We start from the raw sequence: 23027 nt of genomic DNA, 5'->3' as shown, positions 1-23027 counted from the left end.
GGGCTAGCGTATCGGGTGATAAGGATGCCTTACCAGCGAGCAGTCAGAGTGACCACAATCAGCGCCGAAAAAACCAGCGCCGGGGCGAGATGCCGGAACGGCTCCCGATTTCGCACCAACGTGACGAGTGCGCCAATCATGATCGCGCCGGCCAGCGTCAAGCCGAAGACCCGGGTTTGCTCTCGCAAAAGAAGGGCCGCACTGAGCAATTCGAGCGCGCCACAAAGCCACTGAAACCATGCCGGATAGCCCCAGCGTGCGAAGTCGCGCTTCACCGCGCCGGGTCTGGCGAGATTGACGACGCCGGCAATCGCGAACAGAACCGCGACAATCATCGCGAGGATCGATTCGAGAGACACACCGTTCCACGCCATCGTCATGCTCCGTTGATTTGCTGAAAGTGCGTTTGCGCGGAGAGGTCCGCAATCAGGCCGGGGCCATGAGGTTCCCACGCCAGCACGCGCCGCGCATGCCGACCGCTGATCGTCTGGTCGAGCGCCAGTGCGTCCGCGAACGGCCCAAGCGAATGGCGGGCATCGTCGAGCGGCCAGAGGTCGACGCGATCGACGCCGACCGAGGCCCGAATCGCTTCGCCCATTTCCGCAACGGCAACGGCCTCTTCCGCGACCACATTGAGGATCTGCCCCGTGACTCGCACGTCTGCGCTTGCCGCCTGCTCCAGCGCGCTCAGATAAGCCGTCGCGAGATCATCGACGTGAACGGCAGGCCAGTGATTGCGACCCTCGCCGACGATCCTCACGCTGCCCGCCTCACGAGCCATCCTGGCGAGCATGCCGAAGATGCCGCCACCGTAGCCGTGCACCATCGCCGGTCTCAGAACCACCGCGGCAATCGAACGGCTCGCGGCCAGCGCCAGCACATGCTGCTCGACCGCGGGCCGCCAGGCGACGAGCGGTGTCGGGTCCAGCGCCGATGCTTCGGTCGCGGGCTCCCGGACGGTATTGCCGTAGACCCAGGTGCCCGACGTATAGACAAACGCCGCGCCCGGCCGCAAATGGGAAAGCATCGCGACCACGGCGGCCTCGTCGGCGGCACCGGCAAAAGCGTCGTTGGTCGATGCGGCGTGCACCACGCCATCCGCGGCACCGGCCGCCGCAGCGAAAGACTGCGGCTCGCGCAGATCGCCGGAATGCAGTTTCACACCGAGACGTGCGAGCGCGCTCGCGGCCGCCGACTTGTCCTGGCGCACCAGCGCCGTCACCCGATGGCCGAGGCCGATTGCCTTGCGCGCGAGAGCTTGCCCGATGTAGCCAGTACCGCCTGTCATGAACAGTTCCAAAGCGTTCTCCCAACGATTGCCTGCGAAGTTAGACCGTCACCTGAACGAGACCAACAAGTCTCGTTTGCGGCAATGTAGACGAGACTGACCAGTCTTGTCAACCGCCTGTCGATCTGGTATTTATTTCGGATGAACGCTTCCTCTCTTTCCGACCTGAGCCCGCTGCAACGCCGCAAGCGGTCTGCCATCCTCGACGGCGCGAAAACCGTTTTTTTAAGCCAGGGCTTCGGCCTGGCAACAATGGACGATGTCGCGGCGGCCGCCGGCGTCGGCAAACAAACGGTCTATCGCCACTTCAAGTCGAAGGAGGCGCTCTTCGTGGGTCTGGTGAGTTCCATGTGCGCCGAGGTGGGGGGATTTCTTGCCAGCGCTCAGGACGAGCAATCCGATAGCTCACCCGAGGCCGGGTTGCGCGAGCTGGGATGGGTGCTCGCACGAAGCCTGATTACGCCCGATTACCTGCGGCTTTACCGGGCCATCGTGGCGGAAGCCGAGCGTCTTCCCGAACTCGGCCAGGAGTTTTACGAGAATGGCGCAAAAGTCGTGCGGGCCTTCGCCGCGGAAATTCTGCGCAAGCGGTTTGATGAATCGACTGCCGCACTACGCGCGGCGACATTCGTTCAACTGGTGCTGGGCGACGCGTATCTGGAACTGTCGATTGGCTATACGGTGCCCAATGTCGAAGCGCGTTTTGCGCTGCAGATCGACGAGGCCGTGGCCGCTGCACTTCGCTAATCTGATCTGCGAGGTTGCCATGAACGAAAAGGCCTTGCTGCCTCACAATGCAACAATCATTCGGATCCCTTATGACTGAGTCTCGTCTGACCTTCCTTGACCAGAATGAATGGGAAAACTGGTTGACGCAAAACGGCGGCACCTCGACCGGAATATGGCTGCGCCTGGCCAAAAAAGGCGCCGGGCAGTCAACCTTGACTTACGAGCAGGCGCTCGAAAGTGCGCTTTGTCATGGCTGGATCGACGGTCAAAAACAGACTGAAAGTGAAGAATACTGGTTGCAACGTTTTACTCGACGCTCTGCAAAAAGTATCTGGTCGAAGCTCAACAAAGAGCGGGCCGAAGCGCTGATCGCCGCGGGCCGAATGCTTCCTTCTGGTATGCGGGAAGTCGAGAAAGCCAGGGAGGATGGCCGCTGGGAGGCGGCCTATACGTCGGCCAGCAACTCGGTCGTGCCCGACGACCTGCAGGCTGCGCTCGATGCCAATCCCAAGGCCAGCGCGTTCTTTGCGACGCTGAGTAGCCGAAACCGTTACGCTATTCTTTATCGGATACAGAACGCTAAAAGGCCTGCAACGCGGGTGCGCAAGATCGAGGAGTTTATTGGCATGCTTAGTCGGGGGGAGACTGTGCATTCTTAGGGTGGGCGTGGAGTTCGACCGCCGATGAAAATTGCCGGACGATGCTGCGCTCGATGCGGGTAATCCGCTGCGGTCTTCAAGGCTCAGCGCTGGTGAGCGTCGATCAATGATGGCTTGCGGTTTATTTATCTCTTTGGGCACTATTTGTGCATGACTGGCTGTTATGAAAAGCCGGCTGGGCGTTGGATTCTGGTTGAGCGTATGCGCTCGCTGACTTCGCCGTAGGTTGCTTCAAAAACATTCACCGAGAGCCAGCGGCAAAGTACAACAACGCGGCCAACACCCAGCGAAGCGAAATCGCCCTCGTGCACCATGAAGCGAAACTCGCCCTGAGCACTGACCGCCGAAATCATGTTCAGCGAGAAACGCTTGCCCGTCACTTGCACCACCGGCGTGCCGCCCTGCGGTGCCCATGTCGTAGCCGTGTGGTAGTCCGAACGAATGCCCGATTCATCGGCAAAGTAGAGGGTCGCTCCAGCTGCCCGCGCCTCGGCCCGAATCGCCGGATACGTGTCGAACTCCCACTGTCGTACCAGCGTCGCGTCCTGTTGCCACGCCTGATACAGCGGTTTTTGCGCCGTGAAGCCCAACAGCTTCATGATGCGGCTCACCCCGGAAAGCGCCAGCTTTTTGCCGAACTGCCGCTCATATTGTCTCGTGAACATGACAATACTTTCGAAAAGGTTAGTAAATCGCGATCAGGTGTAGCAAGCCCCTTTCAAGCCCGCGCGCTCGCCACTCGCGAATATGAGGCTAATTTACGGACCGTTAAAAATTAGCTTACCGAAGAATCGGGATGAACAAGCACAACCACCGCCTTGTCTTCAACCGTCGTCGGGAAATGCTTGTCGCCGTCGAGGAAACCGCAACAGCCGCAGGTAAAACCGGAGAGACGCGCGCCGCAGACCGCACATCGGCCCCGACCGGCATCCGCCTGATATTACGCCGCCTGCTGCCCGCCGCACTGCTCGCCCTTGTGCCGATGCTCGCGTTCGCCCAGATCGTCGCAGGTGGCTCGCACGCACCAAACGTCATCCAGACACAAAATGGTCTGGATCAGGTCAACATCAATCGCCCGACAACTGCAGCAGGCGTTTCTGTTAACACCTATACCCAGTTCGATGTGCCTGGGCGGGGCGCCATTCTGAACAATGCGAATTCGATTGTCCAGACGCAACAGGCCGGGATGATTAACGGCAACCCGAACTTTGCGCCGGGTCAATCCGCAAAGATTATTGTCAACCAGGTCAACAGTGCAAACCCGTCACAGTTCAACGGGTTTCTCGAAACGGCGGGCAATCGCGCGGAAGTCATCATTGCGAACCCGTCGGGCATTTCGGTGAACGGCGGCGGCTTCATCAATACGAGCCGCGCCGTTCTGACCACCGGCACGCCGAATTACGCGCCTGATGGCTCTGTCTCGGGCTTCAACGTCACGGGCGGCAACATCACGGTTAGCGGCGCGGGCCTGAACGCGTCAAACGTCGATCAGGTCGATCTGCTCGCGCGTGCAGTGCAGGCAAATGCGGCCATCTATGCCGGGAAGAACCTGAACGTCGTCACGGGCGCGAACAGCATTGACCACGACACGCTGAACGCGACTCCGATTGCAGGCGACGGCCCCGCGCCTGGCGTGTCTATCGACGTGAGCAATCTCGGTGGCATGTACGCTAACCGTATCGTTCTCGTCGGCACAGAATCAGGCATAGGTATTTCACTGAAGGGCGTCGTGGCGGCGAATGCCGGCGACCTCGTACTTCAGTCCAACGGACAGCTCGTGCTTGCGGGCACGCAGAACGCAAGCGGCAATATCAGCGCGAACGCGCGCGACGGCATCAGCAACAGCGGCACGACGTACGCGCAGCAGAACGTCAACCTGAGTACGTCTGGCGCGTTGACCAACAGCGGCATGGTTGCCTCACAGCAGAACACGACCGTCAGCGCGGGCGCGGTGAATTCGACCGGCACGCTCGCGTCAGGTGTGAACGGCGACGGCTCACTGGCGCATTCCGGCGACCTGAACGTGAATGCTTCAGGCACCGTCATGGCGACCGGGCGCAATGTGGCGGGCGGCAATGCAGCCATCGGCGGCGCGACGGTCAACCTCGCGGGCAGTACGACGTCAGCAAACAGCGCTATCACGCTCGCGGCGAACAGCGGCGACCTGAACCTGTCGGGGGCAACGACAACTGCGGGCAGCACGCTCGACGCCCGCGCGAGCGGCACGCTCACGAACGACAACGGCGCGATGTCCTCGGGCGGCGCGCAGACCGTCACGGCGGGCGCACTCTCGAACCGCAGCGGCCAGATGGTTTCGGGCGGTGCGCTGACCGAAAACGTCACTGGCGCGACGAACAACTCGGGCGGCACCATGCAGGCGAGCGGCGCGTTGTCGGCTGCGTCTGGCTCGCTCGACAATACGGGCGGCCATGTCGTATCGCTGAATGCTGACGGCGTGACCATGTCGACGGGCGGCCTGCTCAACAACGGCGCGGGCGGTAGCATCGGCGGCAACGGCAACGTCACCTTGCAGGCGGGACAGATCGCGAACGCCGGTTCCATCACAGCGGTCCAGAGCCTGATTGCGAAGGCAGTACAGACCCTGTTCAACAGCGGCACGTTCGCGGCCAACGCGAACATGACACTCGCAGCCGGCTCGACGCTCACGAACGCCAGCCAGTTCAGCGCGGCCGGCGCGCTCGCACTCTCGGCGGCAACGTTCGACAACAGCCACGGCACGACCAGCGCAAACCAGTTCACGCTGCACGCGGCGAACCTGGTCAACCACGCAGGCAGCATCTCCCAGGCTGGAACCGGCGCGACGACGCTCGACGTGACCGGCACGCTCGACAACTCGGCGGGCGGCACGCTCCAAACCGCGACGACACCACGGCCACGGACACGCAGGCGACGACTGCAATTTATGGTCTCGGCAAGGTCGTGCTTGCGGGCGGCAAGGATGCGAGCGGCAACTACACCAACGCAAGCCGGATACCGTCGCTTCGGGCAAGAACATCAACGTCACCGGCAGCGCGCTCACGCTCGACAAGGGAACGGCCACGCTCGCGGCAACGGGCAACGTGAACATCGGCGCGGCAACCGAAACGCACGTCGACAACTCGCAGGAACAGCACAGCCACAGCAACGTCGTGAGCGGCAAGGAAGTATCGAGTTCCCGCGATACCACTACGACGCTCTCCCAAGGCAGCCTGATATCTGCGGATGCCGTGACGGTCGCCAGTGGCAATAACATCAACGTCGCGGGCAGTACGATTGTCGGGACGAACGATGTCGCGCTCAACGCGGCGCATGACGTGAACATCACCACGACGCAGAACACGATGCAATCGTCGGGCACGTATCAGGAGAAGAATACCGGCCTCGGGACGAGTGGCCTGACCGTCACGGTCGGGACGAACAAGCTCGCGACAACTGACCAGGAGTCGAGCGTCACGAACAACGCGAGTACGGTCGGCTCAATCAATGGCGACCTCTCGATTCAGGCTGGCAACACCCTGCATGTCACGGGCAGCGATCTTGTTGCAGGCGGCAACCTCGCGGGCACGGCGGCAAACGTCATCATCGACGCCGCTACCGACACCGCTCATCAGGCGCAGACGCAAAAACAGAGCAGCAGCGGCCTGACAATTGGTCTGGCGGGGTCGGTCGGCGACGCGATCAATAACGCGTATTCCGAAAGTCAAGCGGCCAGGAATTCCACTAGCACGGGCAATGACCGCGCCGCAGCGCTGCACAGCATTGCGGCAGCGGGCGATGTCGCCCTGACTGGCTTGACATCCGCGGGCGTAACAGCCGGCGGCAAGCCGGACATCGGTATCAAGGTCAGTATCGGTTCAAGCAAGAGTCAAAGCCAGTCGTCAGAGGATCAGACGACGCAACGCGGTTCCAGCATTCAGGCAGGCGGAACTGCGGGACTCATTGCGACGAACGGCGATCTGACTATCGCCGGGTCGAACGTGAACGCCAACGACGTCATTCTCGCGGCGAAAAACAAGGTGAACGTCATCAACACGACGGACACCGATTCGACGCGCAGTTCGAACAGTTCCAGCAGCGCAAGCGTGGGCGTGCAGTACACGCTTGGGGGCGGCTTTGGCGTCTCGGCGGCGATGGCGAACGCGCATGGCGACGCGAACAGCGACGCGTCGATCCAGAACGCGTCACACGTCACGGGTGCGAACAGCGTCACGGTCATTTCGGGCGGCGATACGAACATCACCGGATCGCAGATCAGCGGCAAGCAGATTGCGGCCGACGTGGGCGGCAACCTGAATATCGCGAGTGTGCAGGACGTGACAAACAGCGCCGCGCACCAGAGCAGCGCGGGCGGCGGCTTCACGATCAGCCAGGGCGGCGGCAGCGCGAGTTTTAGCGCGCAGAACGGCCACGCGGATTCGAACTATGCGGGTGTGAACGAACAGGCCGGAATCTACTCGGGCGATGGTGGATTCAACGTCAACGTCAAAGGCAACACCGGCCTGACTGGCGCAGTCATCGCGAGCACCGCAGACGCGTCGAAGAACAGCCTGACAACGGGCACGCTCACCTACAGCGACATCCAGAACCAGTCGCACTACGACGCCAACAGCAACGGCATCAGCGCGGGCGTGGGCTTCGGTGGCAGCACCGGCAAAGCAGTCGGCCCCGGTTCGGTAAGCGGAACGCCTTCGGTCGCGCCGATGATTTCGCAGAACGAGAACGGCGATTCGAGCGCGACGACGCGCAGCGCTATCAGTGCGGGCACGATCAACGTGACGAACACGGGCGCGCAGACACAGGATGTAGCGGCCCTTTCGCGCGATACGACGAACACGAACGGCACAGTCGCCAAAACGCCGGACGTGAATACGATCCTCAACCAGCAGGCCGACACCATGCAGGCCGCGCAGGCAGCGGGCCAGACCGTGTCGCAAGGCATCGGCGCGTATGCGGATATGAAACGCAACGATGCGGCCGATGCCTACGCCGCTGCATACAAACGTGGTGACAGCGACGGGATGGCTGCGGCGGCAGCCGACTACAACAACTGGAAGGAAGGCGGCAATTCACGCGCAGAACTGCATGTTGCAGGCGGCGCACTGATTGGCGGCCTTGGTGGCGGCAGCGCGTTCAGCACCATTGGCGGTGCGGCGGGCGCGGGCGCGGCGTCGAAGATGGCCGGTTCACTGAACGATATCTCGAAGGGAGTAGCATCGGCGACAGGATCGGACCTGATCGGCAACCTTGCGGCGAACATTGCTGCGGGCGTCGGCGGCGCTGTCGTTGGCGGTACGGCAGGGGCGGCGATGGCGTCGAACGTCCATCTGTATAACCAGTCGATAGACGATGAGCGTCAGTTGACGGGCGAGCCCGGAAAGAAGTCGCCAACACTGTTCTCCCTGGCAATGCAAGGTATTGCTAATGGGTTGAACGCAATTATTGGCGTGGGCGGCGGCGTGCCGCCCGCTGCGAGTTCTGGAGCGGTGCTAGTTAACAGCGGGACCCAAGGACTCGCCGCAGGTGCTGCGTCCAGCGGCAGTACGATCGCTGGCTTCGACAACGGCTATGCCACGTTAAGCAAGTCTCCAAATTCGGAGATGCGCGAGAATGCGAACGCAAGTGGCACCTACGTCAATCCGCTAACTGGTGAGGTCACACCGGCAAACGGTCCGCTGGCAGCAGACCATATCGTGCCGCAAAATTGGATTAAACAGCAGCCGGGTTTCGACCAACTCACGCCGGATCAACAGAGTGCCTTGTTGAACGATCCGGCAAACACTCAAGGTTTGCCAGCGACTTACAATTCTTCGAAAGGCGCGAAGATGCCGGGAGATTGGACAACCTATAAGGGGCAACCACTCGATTCGGGCTACATTGAAACTAGCGCTGCGCAGGCAGCCGCGCTAAGAAACTACCTCACTGGTCGCATCAATACGATGCTTGGGAAGTAACGCTATGGCAGACATGAAATCGAATTTTCGCGGAGTCTTTCAACACCCGGACATTGTTGTGTCGATGCCGTCGGGGGCTGAGTTCGGAGCGAAGCCGATAATTTCCTATTTCGAGGACGAGGTTCGACGGGGAACCGTGTTCAAGGCTGGCGAAACTGTGCAGATGGGGTGGATGATTCTCATGCTGAAATCCACCGATGCCGGCGAACTAGACGTATGGGAGCCGTGCTTTGGAAAGGTGCCGATTGTTTGGGAACGCGGAGCAAGCAGGACGTATCGACAACTCATCGTTCAGAAAAGTGTATCTGAACTGTTAGCCGTCGAGCCTTCGTTTCCTTCACTTACGCAGTCTGCCGTGGTCTCCCCGAGGTTTATGGCTTCAAAGGACTTCCAGATGTCGCGGGAGGCTTCGCAGGGAACCGATTCGGGCTGGCTGTTTTCCGCGGACTCAAGCGAATCTGACGGCGGGCGCTTGGTGTCTTTGTTCGAAATTGCGAGCCAACGACCAGAAGTAATTCCCTTCTTGGCTCTACCCGAATCGTCATCGGTTGTGCTGAACAACGGGGAAGTAAAGATCAGGTGCGGCGACACGGAAGTGGAATCAGATTCTAGCGAACTGTTGCGTAGACTCCCGGCGAGTGACCTCATCAGCTAAGACAAGACCATTAGGGGCCGCTTACCCGAACGACGGCGGCACCCCACACGAGCTGTAACCAAAATTATCATGAAAATTCGCAAGAGGCTGGCGGCGCTGCCGCTTACAGCCCTGGTCACTCTCGCGCCCAATGTGCCGGCGCAAAGCCTGGGCGGCATAGAAACCGAGCAAAACCAGCAGCAACGGCGTGACGCGCAGCAGCGTGAGGCGGCGGTATCGGCGCCGGTCGTGCGCTCTGAACTGCCGAAGATCGAAACGTACCCCGCACTCCCGCACGAGTCGCCATGCTTCCGCATCGACCGGTTTTCGGTCGATGTTCCCGACTCGCTGTCCGCGAGCGCGCACAAGAAAGGCGCGTCGGCTTTGCCGCTTGACCCGTTCGCATTCGCACGCGAATGGCTCGACCACTATCAAGGTCAGTGTGTCGGCAAGGAAGGTATCGACGTGCTCACCAAAGGATTGCAGCAGGCAATCTTGAGTCGTGGCTACGTGACCACACGCGTACTCGTGCAGCCGCAAGACCTGTCAGGCGGAACGCTGAAATTCGCGCTTGTGCCGGGTATCGTGCGCAAGATCGCATTCGCCGATCCGTCGATGTGGGGCACATGGAAGACCGCTTACCCGACCAGTAGCGGCGACGTGCTGAACCTTCGCGACCTTGAGCAAGGGCTTGAGCAGATGAAGCGCGTCAGCAGCCAGGACGTGAACATGGAAATCCGGCCGACCGACGTACCGGGCGAAAGTGACGTTGTCCTCACGGTCAAGCGCTCGAAGCCCTGGACATTCGTCGCTTCGGTCGATAATTCAGGTACGGAGTCGACGGGCAAGTGGCAGGGCAACGTCAACCTTGGCCTGAACAATCCGCTCGGCCTGAACGACATCCTCTCGCTCGGCGCGAATCAGGATTTGTCGTTCGGCAACAAGGCACTCGGCTCGCACGGTTTCAACGGCTCGTATTCCGTGCCGTGGGGCTACTGGACTGCAACCCTCTCAGGCAACACGAATACGTACTACCAGAACATCGCTGGCATGAACCAGACACTCGTGTCGAGCGGCAATTCGCAGACGGCAGCGCTGCGCATCGCGCGCATTGTTTCGCGTAGCCAGAACGACGTGCTCGGCGGCTATGTCCAGCTATCGAAGCGCTTCGGCGACAGCTTCATCGACGACACGGTGATTCCCACTCAGGCGCGCAACAACACGTTTCTGGAGTTGGGCGCGACGGACCGCCATTATTTCGGCGCCGCTCAGTTCGACGGCACGCTCGCCTATCGCCAGGGTATCGGTGGGTTCGGCGCGACGGCGGACCCGTATCCTGACGGCCCAACGTACCGCTTCCATATGACCGTGCTCGACGCGAACCTGTCGGTTCCGTTTGCGGTCGGGAATCAGCGCTTCGCCTATGTCGGCACGGTTCACGGCCAGTTCACGAACGACACGCTGTTCTATATCGACGACCTGACCATCGGCAGCCGGTACACGGTACGCGGGTTCGATGGTGAAACGATGCTCGAGGCCGAACGCGGCTTCTACTGGCGCAACGAACTGCAATGGCCGGTATTCCAGACGGGGCAAACGCTGTATGCAGGGATCGACTACGGGCGCGTATTCGGACCGAACACGGCGGCACTGGTGGGAACGCAACTGGCGGGCGCGGTGATTGGCGTACGCGGCAGCTTGCCGGCGAAGTTTGTCGGCGTTTCCTACGACCTTTTTGCAGGCACGCCGATCTACAAACTGAGGGATTCCCGACCGCGCGATGGACGGTCGGGTTCCAGTTGACGGCGGCGTTCCAGGCGTGTGCTCCTTGCTGCACATATGAGCGGCGCGCAACTGACTGCGCCTCATCCATCAGCTTGAACGCCTCGTCGGCGCTCAGACTGACATCTGGCAGGCGGCGCGCATCGCGTGTGACCGCTTCGACGAGTGCCAGTAAGATGCGAGAAAGGGCGATGAAACTACGGGAAGCGTTATCGGGAGACGCAACAGCAGAAGCACGACAGATTATCGCGAAGCCAATGGGGCCGATTGGAATTGAACTGCGAGATGGCGCGTACTTCGCTGCCTATGATGACGTCTCCGAACGGCTGCTGCTCTCGGCAACCGGAGAAATGTCTCCAATTGTGGTTGCGGGGGCAGGATTTGAACCTGCGTAGCGCCGCTCTTGTCCACGATAACCATCTCGGGTTCGCTGTTCTGTTCACCTTCTCGAAGTAACAGCGAGCTACTTGACCGTGCTAACGCGACTAAGCCTTCCAGACCTTCAAGGACGTGGGGCCCGAGACACATCGAACCAGTTCGCCGCATCATGACCACAACGAGAAACCTGGCGCTCATTCTGGCATGCGTGTTTGCCTATTCACAGCACGGCTACGCGCAATGTGTCGACCTGGTCGCCAGTCTTGATGGCGGTCAGTTGATGCAGTCGCGGATTGCGCTGATCGACCGTGCCACGCCTGCCGAGCAGATCCGCATCCTCGCCTACATCTTCGAAATCGATCAGACCGGCGGCCTGCTGTTGCGTCATCTGGTGGAGGCCGCGCGCCGAGGCGTGCCGGTCAAGCTGCTGATCGACGGCATCGGCCCCGAACCGCACTACCCGTTCGAGGACGAGCTCATCGTCGCCCTGCACGAGGTGGCTCCCGGCATCGAACTCCGAATCTTCCATCCACGATCCGATCTCGTCGAGATTGCGCATCGCATGCACGACAAGCTGTTCCTGGTTGGCGACACGGCCGTGATCGGCAGTACCTCGATCTGGGATGCGAGCTTCCGCAACTGGCTCAGCGAGCGCGATCTGATGGTGTCGGGCGACGCCGGCCAGGAGGCTTCCTCCCTGCACGCCATGTACCAGCATTTCGCCCTGTTCTGGAATAGCCCGGAAGTGGTTCGCCCCGAGCCGGAAAAATTCCTCAAAGTCGCAACTCCTTATCGCGACTCGCAGGGTTATCCGACGCTGGACCCGGCGCGCATCCATTATTGGCGCGAATGGCTGCTGGCTCCCCTCGATGCTGCAGCCGGGGCGACAGATCCGGCCGCTACCGATACACCAGTGGCCTCCGATACGCCCAATGATCCCGCCGCTCCGCCCGCTCCCGGGGCGGATTTTGATCCCGCCTGGATGCCGATCGTCTGCGAGCACCTGCGCTATGTCCACGACTGGCCCGACAAGCGCTCGCCAGGCACGTTGCAGGACATGCTACAAGCGTTCGATACGGCGCAGCACGAGATCCTGATCATCAACCCCTACCTGATCCTGGTGCCGGAACTGCGCGAGGTGCTTGAGCGCAAGCAGCGCGAAGGTGTCCACGTGATCCTGGTAAGTGCCTCGCTGGCGAGCATCACGCAGGAATTCCCTGCAGTCGGGCGCGCCTATGCCGACGATCTGCCCGGCTTGGTGAATGCCGGGATCGAGGTGCGCGAATATTCCGATCGAGAGAACCGCATGATGCACGCCAAGCTGGTCGTCATTGACGGCCATCGATATTATCTCGGCAGTTTCAATTTTGATTCGCTGTCGGCCCGCTTGAATACCGAAAACGGTTTGTGGATAGATATCCCCGAGGACGGGCTCGATCCCTTGCAAGACAGCGTGGCGTACTTCCTGCGCAACTCAAGCTCGGTGAGCGACGCCAACGGTCGCCTTCTGGCGGATCCCGATGCGCGTTGCCGGGCCGCTGGCTGCGGGGGTGCCTGGCGGTTGGTGACGGACCTGATCAGGAGCTTCCTCTGAGCGCGGCGTGCCCTGTCGCTAAACTACGTGGCCAGTTTGGGTCGCCGTCCGCACTGTGTCACGCAGTTGTCGGCCAACTTCAGTAATTCGACGTCCCAGCTCAGATCGTTTGTATTCCTTACGTTCCATGAGACACCTCGCAGAGCCAGTATGCTCCTTTCAAGGTGTCCACTGAACGTGGGTAAGATCAACTGCTGCCTAATGTCGATAGGTCCAGGCCGGGCCACGGCGCCAGTTCGACGTCGGACCGCCTGCACACAGACAACCACCACCGCGCCAAAACGAACGTTCCTCAGGCCTTCGGCACCTTCACGTACCCTGCTATGTCGGAAAGACGCATTTGCGCGAGACGCCGGAGCAATTCGTCCTCCGCCGAATTCAGTGCATCGTCGAGGAACCGGTTGACTGCCGACTCCACCGGGCAGGCCGGATTGTCATCCGCCGTACCGATCGCGAATGCGCTCTTGGGTGCTGTAGCCGCATAGATGTCACGCACGGTGAGATCGCCAAGTTCACGACTGAGAGCCCAGCCTCCTCCCGGTCCGGCGATCGACTCGACATAACCGGCTGAACGCAGCGCAGCCATCGTGCGTCGGACCAGCGACGGCTGGGTGTGCAGCATCCGCGCGATCGTCTCGGAGGTGGTCGTGCCGCCGCGCAAATGCATGTGGATGAGTACGTGAAGAAGCCGGGCCAGCCGTGTATCTCGATGCATGTCTTTTGAAGCAGATATTCGTGACATTTGATGTTACGATTTCGCGTGACTTAAGGCAACCATGGGAGCGCGATCGTGTACGCATTGACTCAGTCCTTCATCGAAACCAATGGCGTCCGCCTGAACGTCGCCGCCCAGGGAGCGGGGCCGCTGGTCCTGCTTCTTCACGGGTTTCCCGAGACGTCGTACGCGTGGCGACACCAGTTAGCGGGCTTGTCGAGTGCTGGATTTCGCGCCGTTGCGCCGGATCTGCGAGGCTTTGGACTCAGCGATTGTCCGATTGAACCGGGGCGGTATACGACGCTCGACATCATCGGTGATCTGGTGGGGATCCTGGATGCATTCGGAGAGACAAAGGCTGTCGTGGTGGGAAACGACTGGGGCGCAACCATTGCGTGGCAGGCCGCGCAGTTGCGGCCCGACCGCTTTCGCGCTGTCGTGGCGCTAGGGGTTCCCATGATGGACCGGGCCCCGGTCACGCCGAGCCGGTTATTTCCGCAAACTGAACAAGCGTGGTTTTACACGCATTATTTTTCCCAACCGGGGCAAGCCGAGAGCGAACTCGAGTCCGACGTTGCCGCTACCCTGCGTAAGCTCTATTTCTGGGCATCAGGGGACGCCGGCCCGCGCGACCAGACCACACCGAATCCTTTCGGACTCGTGGCGCGGCAGGCGGGACTCCTCGGCGCTTTGCCGGAGCCTGCGTCGTCACTCACGTGGCTCGAGAAGGCCGACTTCGACGCTTTTGTGCAGGCATACGAGGTGTCGGGGTTTCGCGGTGGGCTGAACTATTACCGCAATCTCGACCGTAACTGGGAATTGCAGGCAGCCTTCATTGGCCTGCCGGTCCAGACTCCCGCCCTTTATCTGGTCGGAGAATACGACACCGGGCTGGCGATTCCGGGCATGCACGAAATCATCGGCGGCATGCACAAGCTTGTGCCCAATCTGCGAGACTCCCGAATCATTCAGCAAGCGGGCCACTGGCTTCAACAAGAGGCCCCGGACCTCGTCAACGCCGCCGTGATCGAGTTTCTGCGCAGCCTTTAGAAGCCGTTTTGGTTTCCTTCAGTGTCGATATCAGGATTCACGCATGTCCCGTGCCGAACGTCTGCTCCAACTCCTACAAGTGTTAGGTCGTTATCGACGACCCGTGAGCGGCCAGATTCTCGCTGACGAGCTCGGCGTGAGCATCCGCACGCTATATCGGGACATCGCCAGCTTGCAGGCCCAGGGAGCAATGATCGAAGGCGAGCCAGGCGTTGGCTACGTGATGAAGCCCGGCTTCATGCTGCCACCGATCATGTTCCGCTCGGAGGAACTCGATGCCCTGGTGCTTGGCATGCGCTGGGTGGCCGATCGGGGTGACAAGGCGCTTTCGGCTGGTGCATCAAGCACGCTTGCAAAGATAGCCGCCGTACTGCCCGCTGAACTACGTCGTGAGCTTCAGGAATCGTCGCTGCTGGTCGGCGCGCCGTTGACAAGACCCGCTCACACAATCTCGCCGGACCTGCTGCGTGCCGCGGTTCGTGCAGAGCAAAAGCTCGAAATTACTTACGTGGACAGCAGCGGCATTCAATCGCGACGCGTCGTTTGGCCCTTTGCGCTGGTGTATTTCGATCAGGCACGAGTGCTGATGTGCTGGTGCGAACTTCGAACTGGCTTTCGAAATTTTCGTTCGGACCGGATCTTGAGCGTCGAGCAAAAACCGGAGCGCTACCCAAAGAGGCGTTCCACACTGCTTCGGGAGTGGCGCAAGGTCAACCAGGTCGCCAGCCGCACCATACTGCCAGAAACTGACAGTATCACCCATTAGACTGAAGCTCTTTTTCCAGCAAAAGGAGCTAAAAATGAAGTTTGCATCGGTTCGACTGGTTACCCTTGATATCGAACGGCTGGTCGAGTTTTATCAGAGGCTTTCCGGGATCGAAGCTGTACGGCTGGCCGATGGGTTTGCCGAAATGCGATTCGTGAGTTCGACACTCGCGATTTCATCTGAGAATCTGATCAAGCTTTTCAATGTCGGAGCGGCCACCGCCGCAGCCAATCAATCGGCAATCCTCGAGTTCGAAGTGGAGGACGTGGACGTGGTGTTCGAGCGGATGAAAGCTTCCGGCACAACCATCGTGATGCCGACGACATTGATGCCCTGGGGCAATCGCTCGCTCCTGCTGCGCGACCCGGATGGGAATCTCGTCAATATTTTTTCTCGATCCGGGCGTTGAGAAAGGCTGAGCGAGCGCATCATCCGAAATTCCGCCGTTGGCACACGAGTATAAAATCAGGATCTGGCCTTCGAGCCGTTTCGCCGCAATACCGCCAATCAGGATATTGAAAGCAGACAACTCACCGCTCAAAATCACATGAAAACGTCCATATTGGCCGTTCTGTTGTGCCTGTCTACGGCAATTGCACACGCCGCCGGAATAAAGTTCGCGCAGATTCCGGCTGATGCCGGCGGTCCGGCGTTGAAAGCGATAATGTGGACACCGTGTGCCGAGCCTGCCCAGGAGGTGCCGGTCGGGCCATATGTCCTGAAGGGGGTGCGCGACTGTCCGACCGCTGGCGAAAAGCTTCCCCTCGTTGTCATTTCGCACGGCTATGGCGGATCGTACCTTGGCCACCGAGACCTTGCCGAGACGCTTGCCGAAGCGGGCTTTGTCGTGGCGGCAATCAATCATCCAGGCGATACATTCTCCGACATGACTCGGGCCGACGATATGTCGGTGTTCGTCGAGCGACCGACCGACATCAAGCGTCTTATCGATTACATGTTGAGCACCTCCCCCGACGCAGCCAGAATCGACCCGCAACGGATAGGCTTTTTTGGCTTTTCGCGCGGTGGCTACACAGGCCTGGTGTTGGCCGGCGGTAACCCGGATTTCCCGCATGCCGATATTACGTGCCCGGACCCGCGCGCCCCGATTTGCAAACAGGTCAGAAGTGGAGAGGTGCCCACCGACCACCTGACTCATGACGCGCGGATCAAAGCCTTTGTGCTAGCGGACCCGTTCAACGCATTCCCAACCGCGGCGAGTCTGAGGAATGTGCAAGCGCCAATCCAGCTTTGGGCTTCCCAGTTCGGTGGCGACGGCGTGCTGCCGCGCAACGCTGACGCACTCGCCAGAACCCTTCCTCACAGGCCTGAATATCACATTGTTTCCAACGCGGCGCATTTTGCTTTTCTTGCTCCGTGTCCTGCGGCAATGAAGAACAAAGAACCGCGACTCTGCGTCGATGCAAACGGCTTCGATCGGACAGTCTTTCACAAGCAGTTTGACGAAATGGCGCTTACGTTTTTTCAGGCGAATCTTCGGTGAATCCCGGCTTAGTCCGGTGGACCGCGCGTGCCAGATGAGTCGGCTCAGCGAGCGTTCACCCCACCCAACAAAACCCTCACCCATTAATCCAGGCCCGCGCCTGCTCCAACTCATCACCATGAAACGCCTTGACCTCCGCCTTCATAAAGAACCGCGCCAGATGCATCGAGGCGCGAATCCAGCCCGCGTCGGCCACCACGGCGGCGCGCGTGACCTTGCGGGCGACGGAGACGCCGAGCGTCATGTCGGTCCATAGCGCCTTCGGCTCGATGCCGCTGAAATGCTCAATGCGTTCGAGCACACGGGTCTTGCCGTTCAGTTCGAGATCGCCACGCAGGCGTTCGATGGTTTCGCGCAGCTCGTGGTCGGTAATCTTGCCTTCAACCGTTATTTCGATGACCGGTGAATCAGGCGTGGTGTGATACAGGATCATGGCGGCCCCCTGTCCAGAAAGACGTTACGCGCTCAGGCAACGATGAGCCTGGCGTTCGATAGCTTTCTCATGGTACGCCGTTCCAGGTGGTGATGCCCGTGCACGCTCATGCGTGGCGAACGGGCCTTGCACACAGCGGCTTATCGATCAGCCTCACGAATCCCGCTCGCTCCCCAAGCTTCATCGCCGCACCCCGCGCCGTCGCCCTCTCCAGCCGCCGCCAGCGCCTCGAGCGACACATCCTTCGTCTCGATCCCGAGCACCCACACGGCCAGCGCCGCGATCACGAACGATAGCGCGCCCAGCGTAAACACCCCGCCCTGACCGAACATCGGCAACACGACGCCCACCGCATAAGGGCCGATTAGCGACCCCACCCGCCCGATCGCCGATGCAAATCCCGAACCCGTTGCGCGCGCACCGGTCCCGTAAAGCTCGGGCGTATAGGTATAGAGCGCGGCCCACATCGCGAACAGGAAGAACTGCATCACGAGCCCCGTGCCGATCAGCAGCGCGATGCTCGCCCCATGCAACGCCGTTTGCCCATACGCGAACGCCATCGCACCGCCACCCACGAGCGACGCGATGCAAACAGGCTTGCGGCCCCAGCGCTCGACGAGCCACGCCGCGCACAGGAATCCCGGTATGCCGCCGAGCGAGATCAGCACCGTATAGAGCACCGACTGCGTGAGCGCGAATCCCGCCTGTTGCAGCAGCGCGCCGAGCCACGAGGTGAGTCCGTAAAAGCCGAGCAGCGCGAAAAACCAGAGCAGCCACACCATGATGGTGCGGCGCCGATAGGCAGGACTCCAGATTTCCCGCCATGCCCCGCGCCCGTGCGAAGGCGCGGGCTGCGCGAGCCGCGGCGGCGCGGGCAGGCTCGACACGCCCGCCGAGCGCATCACGCGCGCCTCCACGTCCGCGACCACGCGATCGGCGTCGGCGAGGCGTCCGCGATGTTCGAGCCAGCGCGGCGATTCGGGCACGATCCGGCGCACGACGAGCACGAACACGGCGGGAATCGCCAGCAGCGCGAACACGGTGCGCCAGCCGAGCGCCGGCAGTACGAAGTACGCGACGATGCCCGCGGTAATGAAGCCGAGCGGCCAGAAGCCGTCCATCAGCGCGACAAGGCGGCCGCGCTGCGCGGCGGGCACGAATTCGGAGAGCAGCGCCTGGGCGATGGGGAACTCCATGCCCATGCCGAAGCCGAGCAGGATCCGGTAGACGATCAGCGAATTCATGTCGTGCGCCGTCGAGCACAGATACGAGGCGATGCCCCAGAGCACCATGCTCCATTGAAATACCGGGCGCCGGCCGAAGCGGTCGGCAAGCAGGCCCGCCACCGCGGCGCCCAGCGTCATGCCGAAAAAGCTCGAGCTCGCGACGAGTCCCGCCTGCGCACTCGTGAGGCCAAATTCTTTCTTGATCGAGCCGAGCACGAAGGTCATCGTGCCCAGGTCGACCGAGTCGAAGAAGAATGCGAGCGCAATGATCAGAAAAATCAGCTTGTGATAGCCGGAAAACGGCAAGCGTTCGAGCCGCGCGGCGGCACTCGCGCGCGTGTCGGGCGATGGGGAAGCGGAAGCGTTTCGCATGTCGTCCTCTGAGGGAGAACGGTGGCGCTACGGGACGTGGCGCAGCCGTTCTTCCTCAGTAAACGCGAACAAAATGCCGGGCTATAGAAGCCGAACGGCATTGTGACAGAACGCAGGCGCCATCCATGCCTCGCTCGTGAGCACCACCGCTCGCGCGTGTTCAGTAAGCGTGACTTCCGTACAGCGACAGATAGCGTCGCATTTGCTAATTTGCATTCGATTGTCATATCCCATATGGCAATCGGCCCTTTGGGCACCATAGCCATGTGCCCACTGTCTTGAGCCCGCCATATCGCCCTGATTGGCGGGTTCTTTTTTTGCTTCATCACACATTCACTGCTGGAGCGCAGATTGGCCGGCGCAGCTTCCTGACCATGGTCGCGATTGGTGTGAAGGAACCGAAGCGGTTCGTCCGGCACTGGCATCGGCCTACCGGTCACGCCACTAACTTGCGATACACGGCTGCAAGCCGTCCCACTTCCCCCGATGAACTGGTAGATATTTACCGACATTAAAAGCAGGGCATCGGTATAAATGACTGGCGAGGCATTAACGATGAATACATCGGATACCTATCTATGGACTATTTTTTTGTTGTCATTGGCCTGAAACCAGGCGAAGCTAGCACCGTTGTCCAGGGCGTCCGAAATGTCCGTATAGACCGATATATAAACAGTGCGCGGCCGCCACCACTACTGCATAATGATCGTGCGACATTCGCTCGCAACCCTCCTGGAGCCGCCGGCTTCAGATGACTGGGGAAGGTCTCCCCCGTCCATCGCCACACCGTAGCATTCGTCTCATGAGGTTCGTCTTCCATGCCAGGGCTCCATTCAGCCGGAGCGTGATTCGTCGCGCGCCGCGTTGAGCTTGCAAGCCAGGTTTCAGGTTTCTTGCCAATTGCTTTCCGTTGATCGTCGTTTAATGCTGTATGCAAGCATGCAACTTATTGATCTGATTATTTGGCATCGCCCGCCCGATAAATCCATATTGGAGACAGACATGCTCAGCCCACACGAATTCGCGACTCTGATGCTGGTAAAGGATTCTCCAGACCAGATCGATCTCACTCGCGAAGAACTGGATGTCCTGGTCGAACACCAGTTGATTGCGATGGAACAGCTCGCGTCCGGCATCCATCGCCCCTGCCTGACCGACGACGGAAACTCGCTGCTTCAAAGCATCACGCGCATGCACTGAGCGCCCTGCGCGAGTCGCCATCGCATCCACTCCGCGCGACTGCACATTCGTTTTCATCTACTGCCATGCCCACGGCGTTACATGGCCTCCCCCATGTCACGCCGCTTTTCTTATACAACTCGACCCTGCCCACAGGAGCTTCACCATGCAAGTCCAGGAACTGGTTTCCGCTGCGCAAAAGACCAACATCGACCTGTTCGTCGAACTCAGCAGCGCGTTCACCGACAACATGAACAAGTTAGCAGACCTCAATCTGGAGGCCGCCCGCACGCTTCTGAGCACGACTCGCGAGTTCTCGCAGCAGGCGCTGGCCACGCATGAACCTTCCGAATGGCTGACGCTGCAAAACGCGTTCATGGTCCCTGCCGCCGGGCAAGTCCAGGACTACAATCGCCGCCTCCTCGATCTCGCAGCATCGGTCCAGGCGACTTATGTGCGCTGCTCGCAGGCGCAGGCGCAAGCGTGCAGCACCCAAGCGAGAGCGGCGCTGCAAGACTTCGCGAAGCGCGTCCCTCAGGGATCGGAGCCCATCGTGGCCGCGCTGGATTCGGCCATCGGCGCCGCGCATCAACTCTATGGGTCGCTCCAGCAGACTGGGCAACAGGCCGTGGAGGTCGCGCGAACTCAAGTCGATCTGGCAGCCAATGCGGCGGCGAGGTCGGCAAAGCGCGGCATCGATCCGGTAGCGCAGGCGACGAAGTCCTGAGGCGAGGGTGTTGTTCAGTCGCTGCTTGCGGGGGCGTCGTGAGCGTTCGTCGCTTTCCGGGCCTGGCCCGGCTTCGCGCGATGCGGCTTCGATTGAACCGATGACGCACTCGCGCCGCTTGCGGACGGCGTCTCCTCGACGCTCCGGGTAGGCGCCGACGATCCCGCGCCGTTCGCCTCGCCGCCCGGCCCCGCGCCCATTTCGCCGCTGCCGCCGGTGTTCTGCGCAATCGCGGAGCACGTAGCGGCGAACATCGCCGCCATGCTTGCGGAAACGAAAATCGTGCGTGCCTTCATGAATCGTTCTCCTCAACGCGTCAAACAGCGTCGATTTGCTCCCGCATCGCCGCGCTGATGCGTTGGCGCGCGCGTCCGTAGCCGTCCCAGGGATCGCCCGTCATCGCGTCCAGCCGTTCGTGCAGGTTCGCGATATTCCACTGGTCGCCCGCGGTCGTGGCGTCGAGTTCGTCCCAGCGAAGCGGCACGGAAACAGGTAGACCGGGCCGCGCTCTCGGCGAGTACGCGGCGATCGTGCTCGCGCCGCGCGCATTACGCAGGTAGTCGAGAAAGATGCGCCCCTTGCGGTTCTGCGCGCCCATCTTCGCGCTGAAGCGCTCGGGCATTTGCGCCGCCATGCGGTCCGTCACCGCGTGCGCGAAGTCCAGCGCCTCGTCCCAGCCCGCGTGACGCGCGAGCGGCACGACCACGTGCAGGCCCTTCCCGCCGCTCGTCTTGCACCATGCGCGCAAGCCGAGCCGTTCGAGCAGTTCGCGCGTCTGATGCGCCGCTTCGATCACGCGGCCCCAGTCGAGCGCGGGATCGGGGTCGAGGTCGAAGATGATCCGGTCGGGCTTCTCGATGTTCGTCGTCGACGCGTTCCAGGTATGCAGATCGATCGCGTCCATCTGGGCCGCGTCCACGAGCGCCGCGACGGATTCGAGCGTCAGCAGCGGCGCATGGCCGGGGTCGAGGTCGGCATGGCGCACCGCATGCGGGATCTGCGGCGGCTTCGCGTGCCGCTGGAAAAATTGCTCGCCCGATACGCCGCGTGGCGCGCGCACGAGCGATACCGGCCGCTGGTCCAGTTGCGGCAACAGCAACGGCGCAATCGCCTCGATGTAGTGAACGAGATCGATCTTGCGCAGACCGCTTTGCTCGTCGATCACGCGCTCGGGGTGCGTGATGCGTACGCCGGCTACTTCCGCTTCGCCTTCGGCGGCGCGGCGGGTGCGCCGGGCCGGTGCGCTCGCGGGCCTGGCGTCGCGCTTCGTATCGCGTGCCGTGTCGTGCTTCGCCTCGCGCTTTGCGTCCGGCTCCGTCTTGCGCCCCGCCCTCCGCTCGGGCGCGGTCGAGGCCGGGGCCGCCTCATCCGCCGCCTCATCGTCGCGCTGCTTGATCAGAAGCCATCGCTCCTGCTTCGCGTCGCCCATGGGACTGCGCACCAGCGCCCAGCCGCCGTGCAACCGGTCGCCGTCGAGCGTGAATTTCAGCTTGCCCTGCGCGTAGCCCTCGCGCGCGGCACCCAGCCCGCCCTCGGGCCGCCAGGTGCCACGATCCCAGATCTCCACGTTGCCCGCGCCATAGTTGCCTTCGGGAATGCGCCCTTCGAAGCTGCCATACGCGAGCGGATGATCCTCGACGTGAACCGCGAGCCGCTTGACGGACGGATCGAGACTCGGCTCCTTCGGCACGGCCCACGACTTGAGCGCGCCGTCGAGTTCGAGCCGGAAGTCGTAATGCAGCGTCCGCGCGTCGTGACGCTGGATCACGTACGAAGCCGCGCCGTCGCCACCATCGCCACCCTCGCGGCGGCCACGGGCCTTGCGTGGCTGGGCGTTGCCACGCGGCTCCGGCGTGTTCTCGAAGCGGCGCTTCGATTCGTAGACCTCGAGTTTGCGTTTCATCGCTCTCCCCTTCCGATGCGTCCGATGCAGCAATGATTTTCAGCAATCGAGGTGCCTGCCGGCGAGCACAAGCGTCGCGGGCCATCAGGCCAATCAGGCCGATCAAGCCGATGTGAAGCCGCATTCGCCCCGCACGG

The 23027-nt window shown here is 61.4% G+C and carries 20 protein-coding genes and 2 pseudogenes; 14 read left to right on the top strand and 8 right to left on the bottom strand.

All coding sequences use genetic code 11. The features are described from left to right. Window positions 1–29: 29 nt before the first annotated feature. Both U5775_RS06905 and U5775_RS06900 read right to left on the bottom strand, forming a co-directional pair. Window positions 30–374, bottom strand: a complete 345-nt coding sequence (locus U5775_RS06905; RefSeq protein ID WP_322057376.1) for a DoxX family protein — start codon at window positions 372–374, stop codon at window positions 30–32. Between the two features lie 2 nt (window positions 375–376). Beyond that, window positions 377–1288: an NAD-dependent epimerase/dehydratase family protein gene (locus U5775_RS06900; RefSeq protein WP_322057375.1), complete on the bottom strand. Its 912-nt coding sequence runs from the start codon at window positions 1286–1288 to the stop codon at window positions 377–379. A 141-nt stretch (window positions 1289–1429) separates the two neighbouring features. On the opposite strand from U5775_RS06900, the gene U5775_RS06895 reads away from it, so the two are divergent. Further along, window positions 1430–2035 carry a TetR/AcrR family transcriptional regulator gene (locus U5775_RS06895; RefSeq protein WP_322057374.1) on the top strand — a complete coding sequence of 202 codons (606 nt, stop codon included), beginning with the start codon at window positions 1430–1432 and terminating at the stop codon, window positions 2033–2035. 71 nt (window positions 2036–2106) lie between these two features. Continuing rightward, a complete protein-coding gene (locus U5775_RS06890; RefSeq protein ID WP_322057373.1) occupies window positions 2107–2676 on the top strand; it encodes a YdeI/OmpD-associated family protein in 570 nt (189 codons plus the stop codon). A 299-nt stretch (window positions 2677–2975) separates the two neighbouring features. Here the strand turns inward: U5775_RS06890 and U5775_RS06885 are convergent. After that, a pseudogene (locus U5775_RS06885) lies at window positions 2976–3320 on the bottom strand (winged helix-turn-helix domain-containing protein); the annotation flags it as partial. Window positions 3321–3472: 152 nt separating this feature from the next. Between U5775_RS06885 and U5775_RS39425 the strand changes: the two are divergent. From U5775_RS39425 to U5775_RS06860, 6 genes and pseudogenes are all read left to right on the top strand, one after another. Continuing rightward, window positions 3473–5926 (top strand): filamentous hemagglutinin N-terminal domain-containing protein, encoded by a 2454-nt coding sequence (locus tag U5775_RS39425; RefSeq protein WP_415913521.1) that lies wholly within the window; start codon window positions 3473–3475, stop codon window positions 5924–5926. Continuing rightward, the gene (locus U5775_RS39420; RefSeq protein ID WP_415913526.1) at window positions 5826–8627 is read left to right on the top strand and encodes a hemagglutinin repeat-containing protein; all 2802 of its coding nucleotides are present in this window, start codon (window positions 5826–5828) and stop codon (window positions 8625–8627) included. The genes U5775_RS39425 and U5775_RS39420 overlap by 101 nt, the downstream gene beginning before the upstream one ends. A gap of 4 nt (window positions 8628–8631) precedes the next feature. Beyond that, window positions 8632–9282: a hypothetical protein gene (locus U5775_RS06875; RefSeq protein ID WP_322057372.1), complete on the top strand. Its 651-nt coding sequence runs from the start codon at window positions 8632–8634 to the stop codon at window positions 9280–9282. Window positions 9283–9351: 69 nt separating this feature from the next. Then, window positions 9352–11075: pseudogene (locus U5775_RS06870) on the top strand (ShlB/FhaC/HecB family hemolysin secretion/activation protein); the annotation flags it as partial. Between the two features lie 159 nt (window positions 11076–11234). Further along, on the top strand, window positions 11235–11438 hold the full coding sequence (locus U5775_RS06865) for a hypothetical protein (protein ID WP_322057461.1): 204 nt from the start codon (window positions 11235–11237) through the stop codon (window positions 11436–11438). Between the two features lie 152 nt (window positions 11439–11590). After that, entirely contained in the window at window positions 11591–13015 is a 1425-nt protein-coding gene (locus U5775_RS06860) for a phosphatidylserine/phosphatidylglycerophosphate/cardiolipin synthase family protein (RefSeq protein ID WP_322057371.1), read from the top strand. A 292-nt stretch (window positions 13016–13307) separates the two neighbouring features. Here U5775_RS06860 and U5775_RS06855 read toward each other — a convergent pair whose 3' ends face one another. Beyond that, window positions 13308–13757, bottom strand: a complete 450-nt coding sequence (locus U5775_RS06855) for an Rrf2 family transcriptional regulator (RefSeq protein ID WP_322057370.1) — start codon at window positions 13755–13757, stop codon at window positions 13308–13310. Window positions 13758–13805: 48 nt separating this feature from the next. Here U5775_RS06855 and U5775_RS06850 point away from each other — a divergent pair, with 48 nt between their 5' ends. The 4 genes from U5775_RS06850 (at window position 13806) to U5775_RS06835 (ending at window position 17050) form a co-directional block, all read left to right on the top strand. Beyond that, window positions 13806–14780 carry an alpha/beta hydrolase gene (locus U5775_RS06850; protein ID WP_322057369.1) on the top strand — a complete coding sequence of 325 codons (975 nt, stop codon included), beginning with the start codon at window positions 13806–13808 and terminating at the stop codon, window positions 14778–14780. Window positions 14781–14823: 43 nt separating this feature from the next. Further along, entirely contained in the window at window positions 14824–15546 is a 723-nt protein-coding gene (locus U5775_RS06845; RefSeq protein WP_322057368.1) for a YafY family protein, read from the top strand. Between the two features lie 34 nt (window positions 15547–15580). After that, a complete protein-coding gene (locus U5775_RS06840) occupies window positions 15581–15955 on the top strand; it encodes a VOC family protein (RefSeq protein ID WP_322057367.1) in 375 nt (124 codons plus the stop codon). 138 nt (window positions 15956–16093) lie between these two features. Next, window positions 16094–17050, top strand: coding sequence for an alpha/beta hydrolase family protein (locus U5775_RS06835; RefSeq protein ID WP_322057366.1), 957 nt, complete (start codon window positions 16094–16096; stop codon window positions 17048–17050). Window positions 17051–17126: 76 nt separating this feature from the next. Here U5775_RS06835 and U5775_RS06830 read toward each other — a convergent pair whose 3' ends face one another. Next, a complete protein-coding gene (locus U5775_RS06830) occupies window positions 17127–17483 on the bottom strand; it encodes an STAS/SEC14 domain-containing protein (protein WP_322057365.1) in 357 nt (118 codons plus the stop codon). Window positions 17484–17623: 140 nt separating this feature from the next. Further along, a complete protein-coding gene (locus U5775_RS06825; RefSeq protein WP_322057364.1) occupies window positions 17624–19081 on the bottom strand; it encodes an MFS transporter in 1458 nt (485 codons plus the stop codon). Window positions 19082–20083: 1002 nt separating this feature from the next. Between U5775_RS06825 and U5775_RS06820 the strand changes: the two genes are divergently transcribed. Together U5775_RS06820 and U5775_RS06815 are read left to right on the top strand one after the other, a co-directional pair. Then, complete coding sequence (locus U5775_RS06820) at window positions 20084–20281, top strand: hypothetical protein (RefSeq protein ID WP_322057457.1); 198 nt, start codon at window positions 20084–20086, stop codon at window positions 20279–20281. Window positions 20282–20426: 145 nt separating this feature from the next. Next, window positions 20427–20987 (top strand): phasin family protein, encoded by a 561-nt coding sequence (locus tag U5775_RS06815; protein ID WP_322057363.1) that lies wholly within the window; start codon window positions 20427–20429, stop codon window positions 20985–20987. A gap of 14 nt (window positions 20988–21001) precedes the next feature. Here U5775_RS06815 and U5775_RS06810 read toward each other — a convergent pair whose 3' ends face one another. After that, window positions 21002–21283 (bottom strand): hypothetical protein, encoded by a 282-nt coding sequence (locus tag U5775_RS06810; protein WP_322057362.1) that lies wholly within the window; start codon window positions 21281–21283, stop codon window positions 21002–21004. 20 nt (window positions 21284–21303) lie between these two features. Beyond that, on the bottom strand, window positions 21304–22890 hold the full coding sequence (ligD, locus tag U5775_RS06805; RefSeq protein ID WP_322057361.1) for a non-homologous end-joining DNA ligase: 1587 nt from the start codon (window positions 22888–22890) through the stop codon (window positions 21304–21306). Between the last annotated feature and the right edge of the window lie 137 nt (window positions 22891–23027).

The sequence above is a fragment of the Paraburkholderia sp. J63 genome (assembly GCF_905220245.1).
Classification (GTDB): Bacteria; Pseudomonadota; Gammaproteobacteria; order Burkholderiales; family Burkholderiaceae; genus Paraburkholderia.
This window is presented reverse-complemented; position numbering and strand designations above follow the sequence as displayed.

Excerpts from the sequence above, each read along its gene's own strand:
- U5775_RS06905 (WP_322057376.1), bottom strand. The coding sequence starts at position 374 with ATGGCGTGGAACGGTGTGTCTCTCGAATCGATCCTCGCGATGATTGTC.
- U5775_RS06900 (WP_322057375.1), bottom strand. The coding sequence starts at position 1,288 with ATGACAGGCGGTACTGGCTACATCGGGCAAGCTCTCGCGCGCAAGGCA.
- U5775_RS06895 (WP_322057374.1), top strand. The coding sequence starts at position 1,430 with ATGAACGCTTCCTCTCTTTCCGACCTGAGCCCGCTGCAACGCCGCAAG.
- U5775_RS06890 (WP_322057373.1), top strand. The coding sequence starts at position 2,107 with ATGACTGAGTCTCGTCTGACCTTCCTTGACCAGAATGAATGGGAAAAC.
- U5775_RS39425 (WP_415913521.1), top strand. The coding sequence starts at position 3,473 with ATGAACAAGCACAACCACCGCCTTGTCTTCAACCGTCGTCGGGAAATG.
- U5775_RS06875 (WP_322057372.1), top strand. The coding sequence starts at position 8,632 with ATGGCAGACATGAAATCGAATTTTCGCGGAGTCTTTCAACACCCGGAC.
- U5775_RS06865 (WP_322057461.1), top strand. The coding sequence starts at position 11,235 with ATGAAACTACGGGAAGCGTTATCGGGAGACGCAACAGCAGAAGCACGA.
- U5775_RS06860 (WP_322057371.1), top strand. The coding sequence starts at position 11,591 with ATGACCACAACGAGAAACCTGGCGCTCATTCTGGCATGCGTGTTTGCC.
- U5775_RS06855 (WP_322057370.1), bottom strand. The coding sequence starts at position 13,757 with ATGTCACGAATATCTGCTTCAAAAGACATGCATCGAGATACACGGCTG.
- U5775_RS06845 (WP_322057368.1), top strand. The coding sequence starts at position 14,824 with ATGTCCCGTGCCGAACGTCTGCTCCAACTCCTACAAGTGTTAGGTCGT.
- U5775_RS06840 (WP_322057367.1), top strand. The coding sequence starts at position 15,581 with ATGAAGTTTGCATCGGTTCGACTGGTTACCCTTGATATCGAACGGCTG.
- U5775_RS06835 (WP_322057366.1), top strand. The coding sequence starts at position 16,094 with ATGAAAACGTCCATATTGGCCGTTCTGTTGTGCCTGTCTACGGCAATT.
- U5775_RS06830 (WP_322057365.1), bottom strand. The coding sequence starts at position 17,483 with ATGATCCTGTATCACACCACGCCTGATTCACCGGTCATCGAAATAACG.
- U5775_RS06825 (WP_322057364.1), bottom strand. The coding sequence starts at position 19,081 with ATGCGAAACGCTTCCGCTTCCCCATCGCCCGACACGCGCGCGAGTGCC.
- U5775_RS06820 (WP_322057457.1), top strand. The coding sequence starts at position 20,084 with ATGCTCAGCCCACACGAATTCGCGACTCTGATGCTGGTAAAGGATTCT.
- U5775_RS06815 (WP_322057363.1), top strand. The coding sequence starts at position 20,427 with ATGCAAGTCCAGGAACTGGTTTCCGCTGCGCAAAAGACCAACATCGAC.
- U5775_RS06810 (WP_322057362.1), bottom strand. The coding sequence starts at position 21,283 with ATGAAGGCACGCACGATTTTCGTTTCCGCAAGCATGGCGGCGATGTTC.
- ligD (WP_322057361.1), bottom strand. The coding sequence starts at position 22,890 with ATGAAACGCAAACTCGAGGTCTACGAATCGAAGCGCCGCTTCGAGAAC.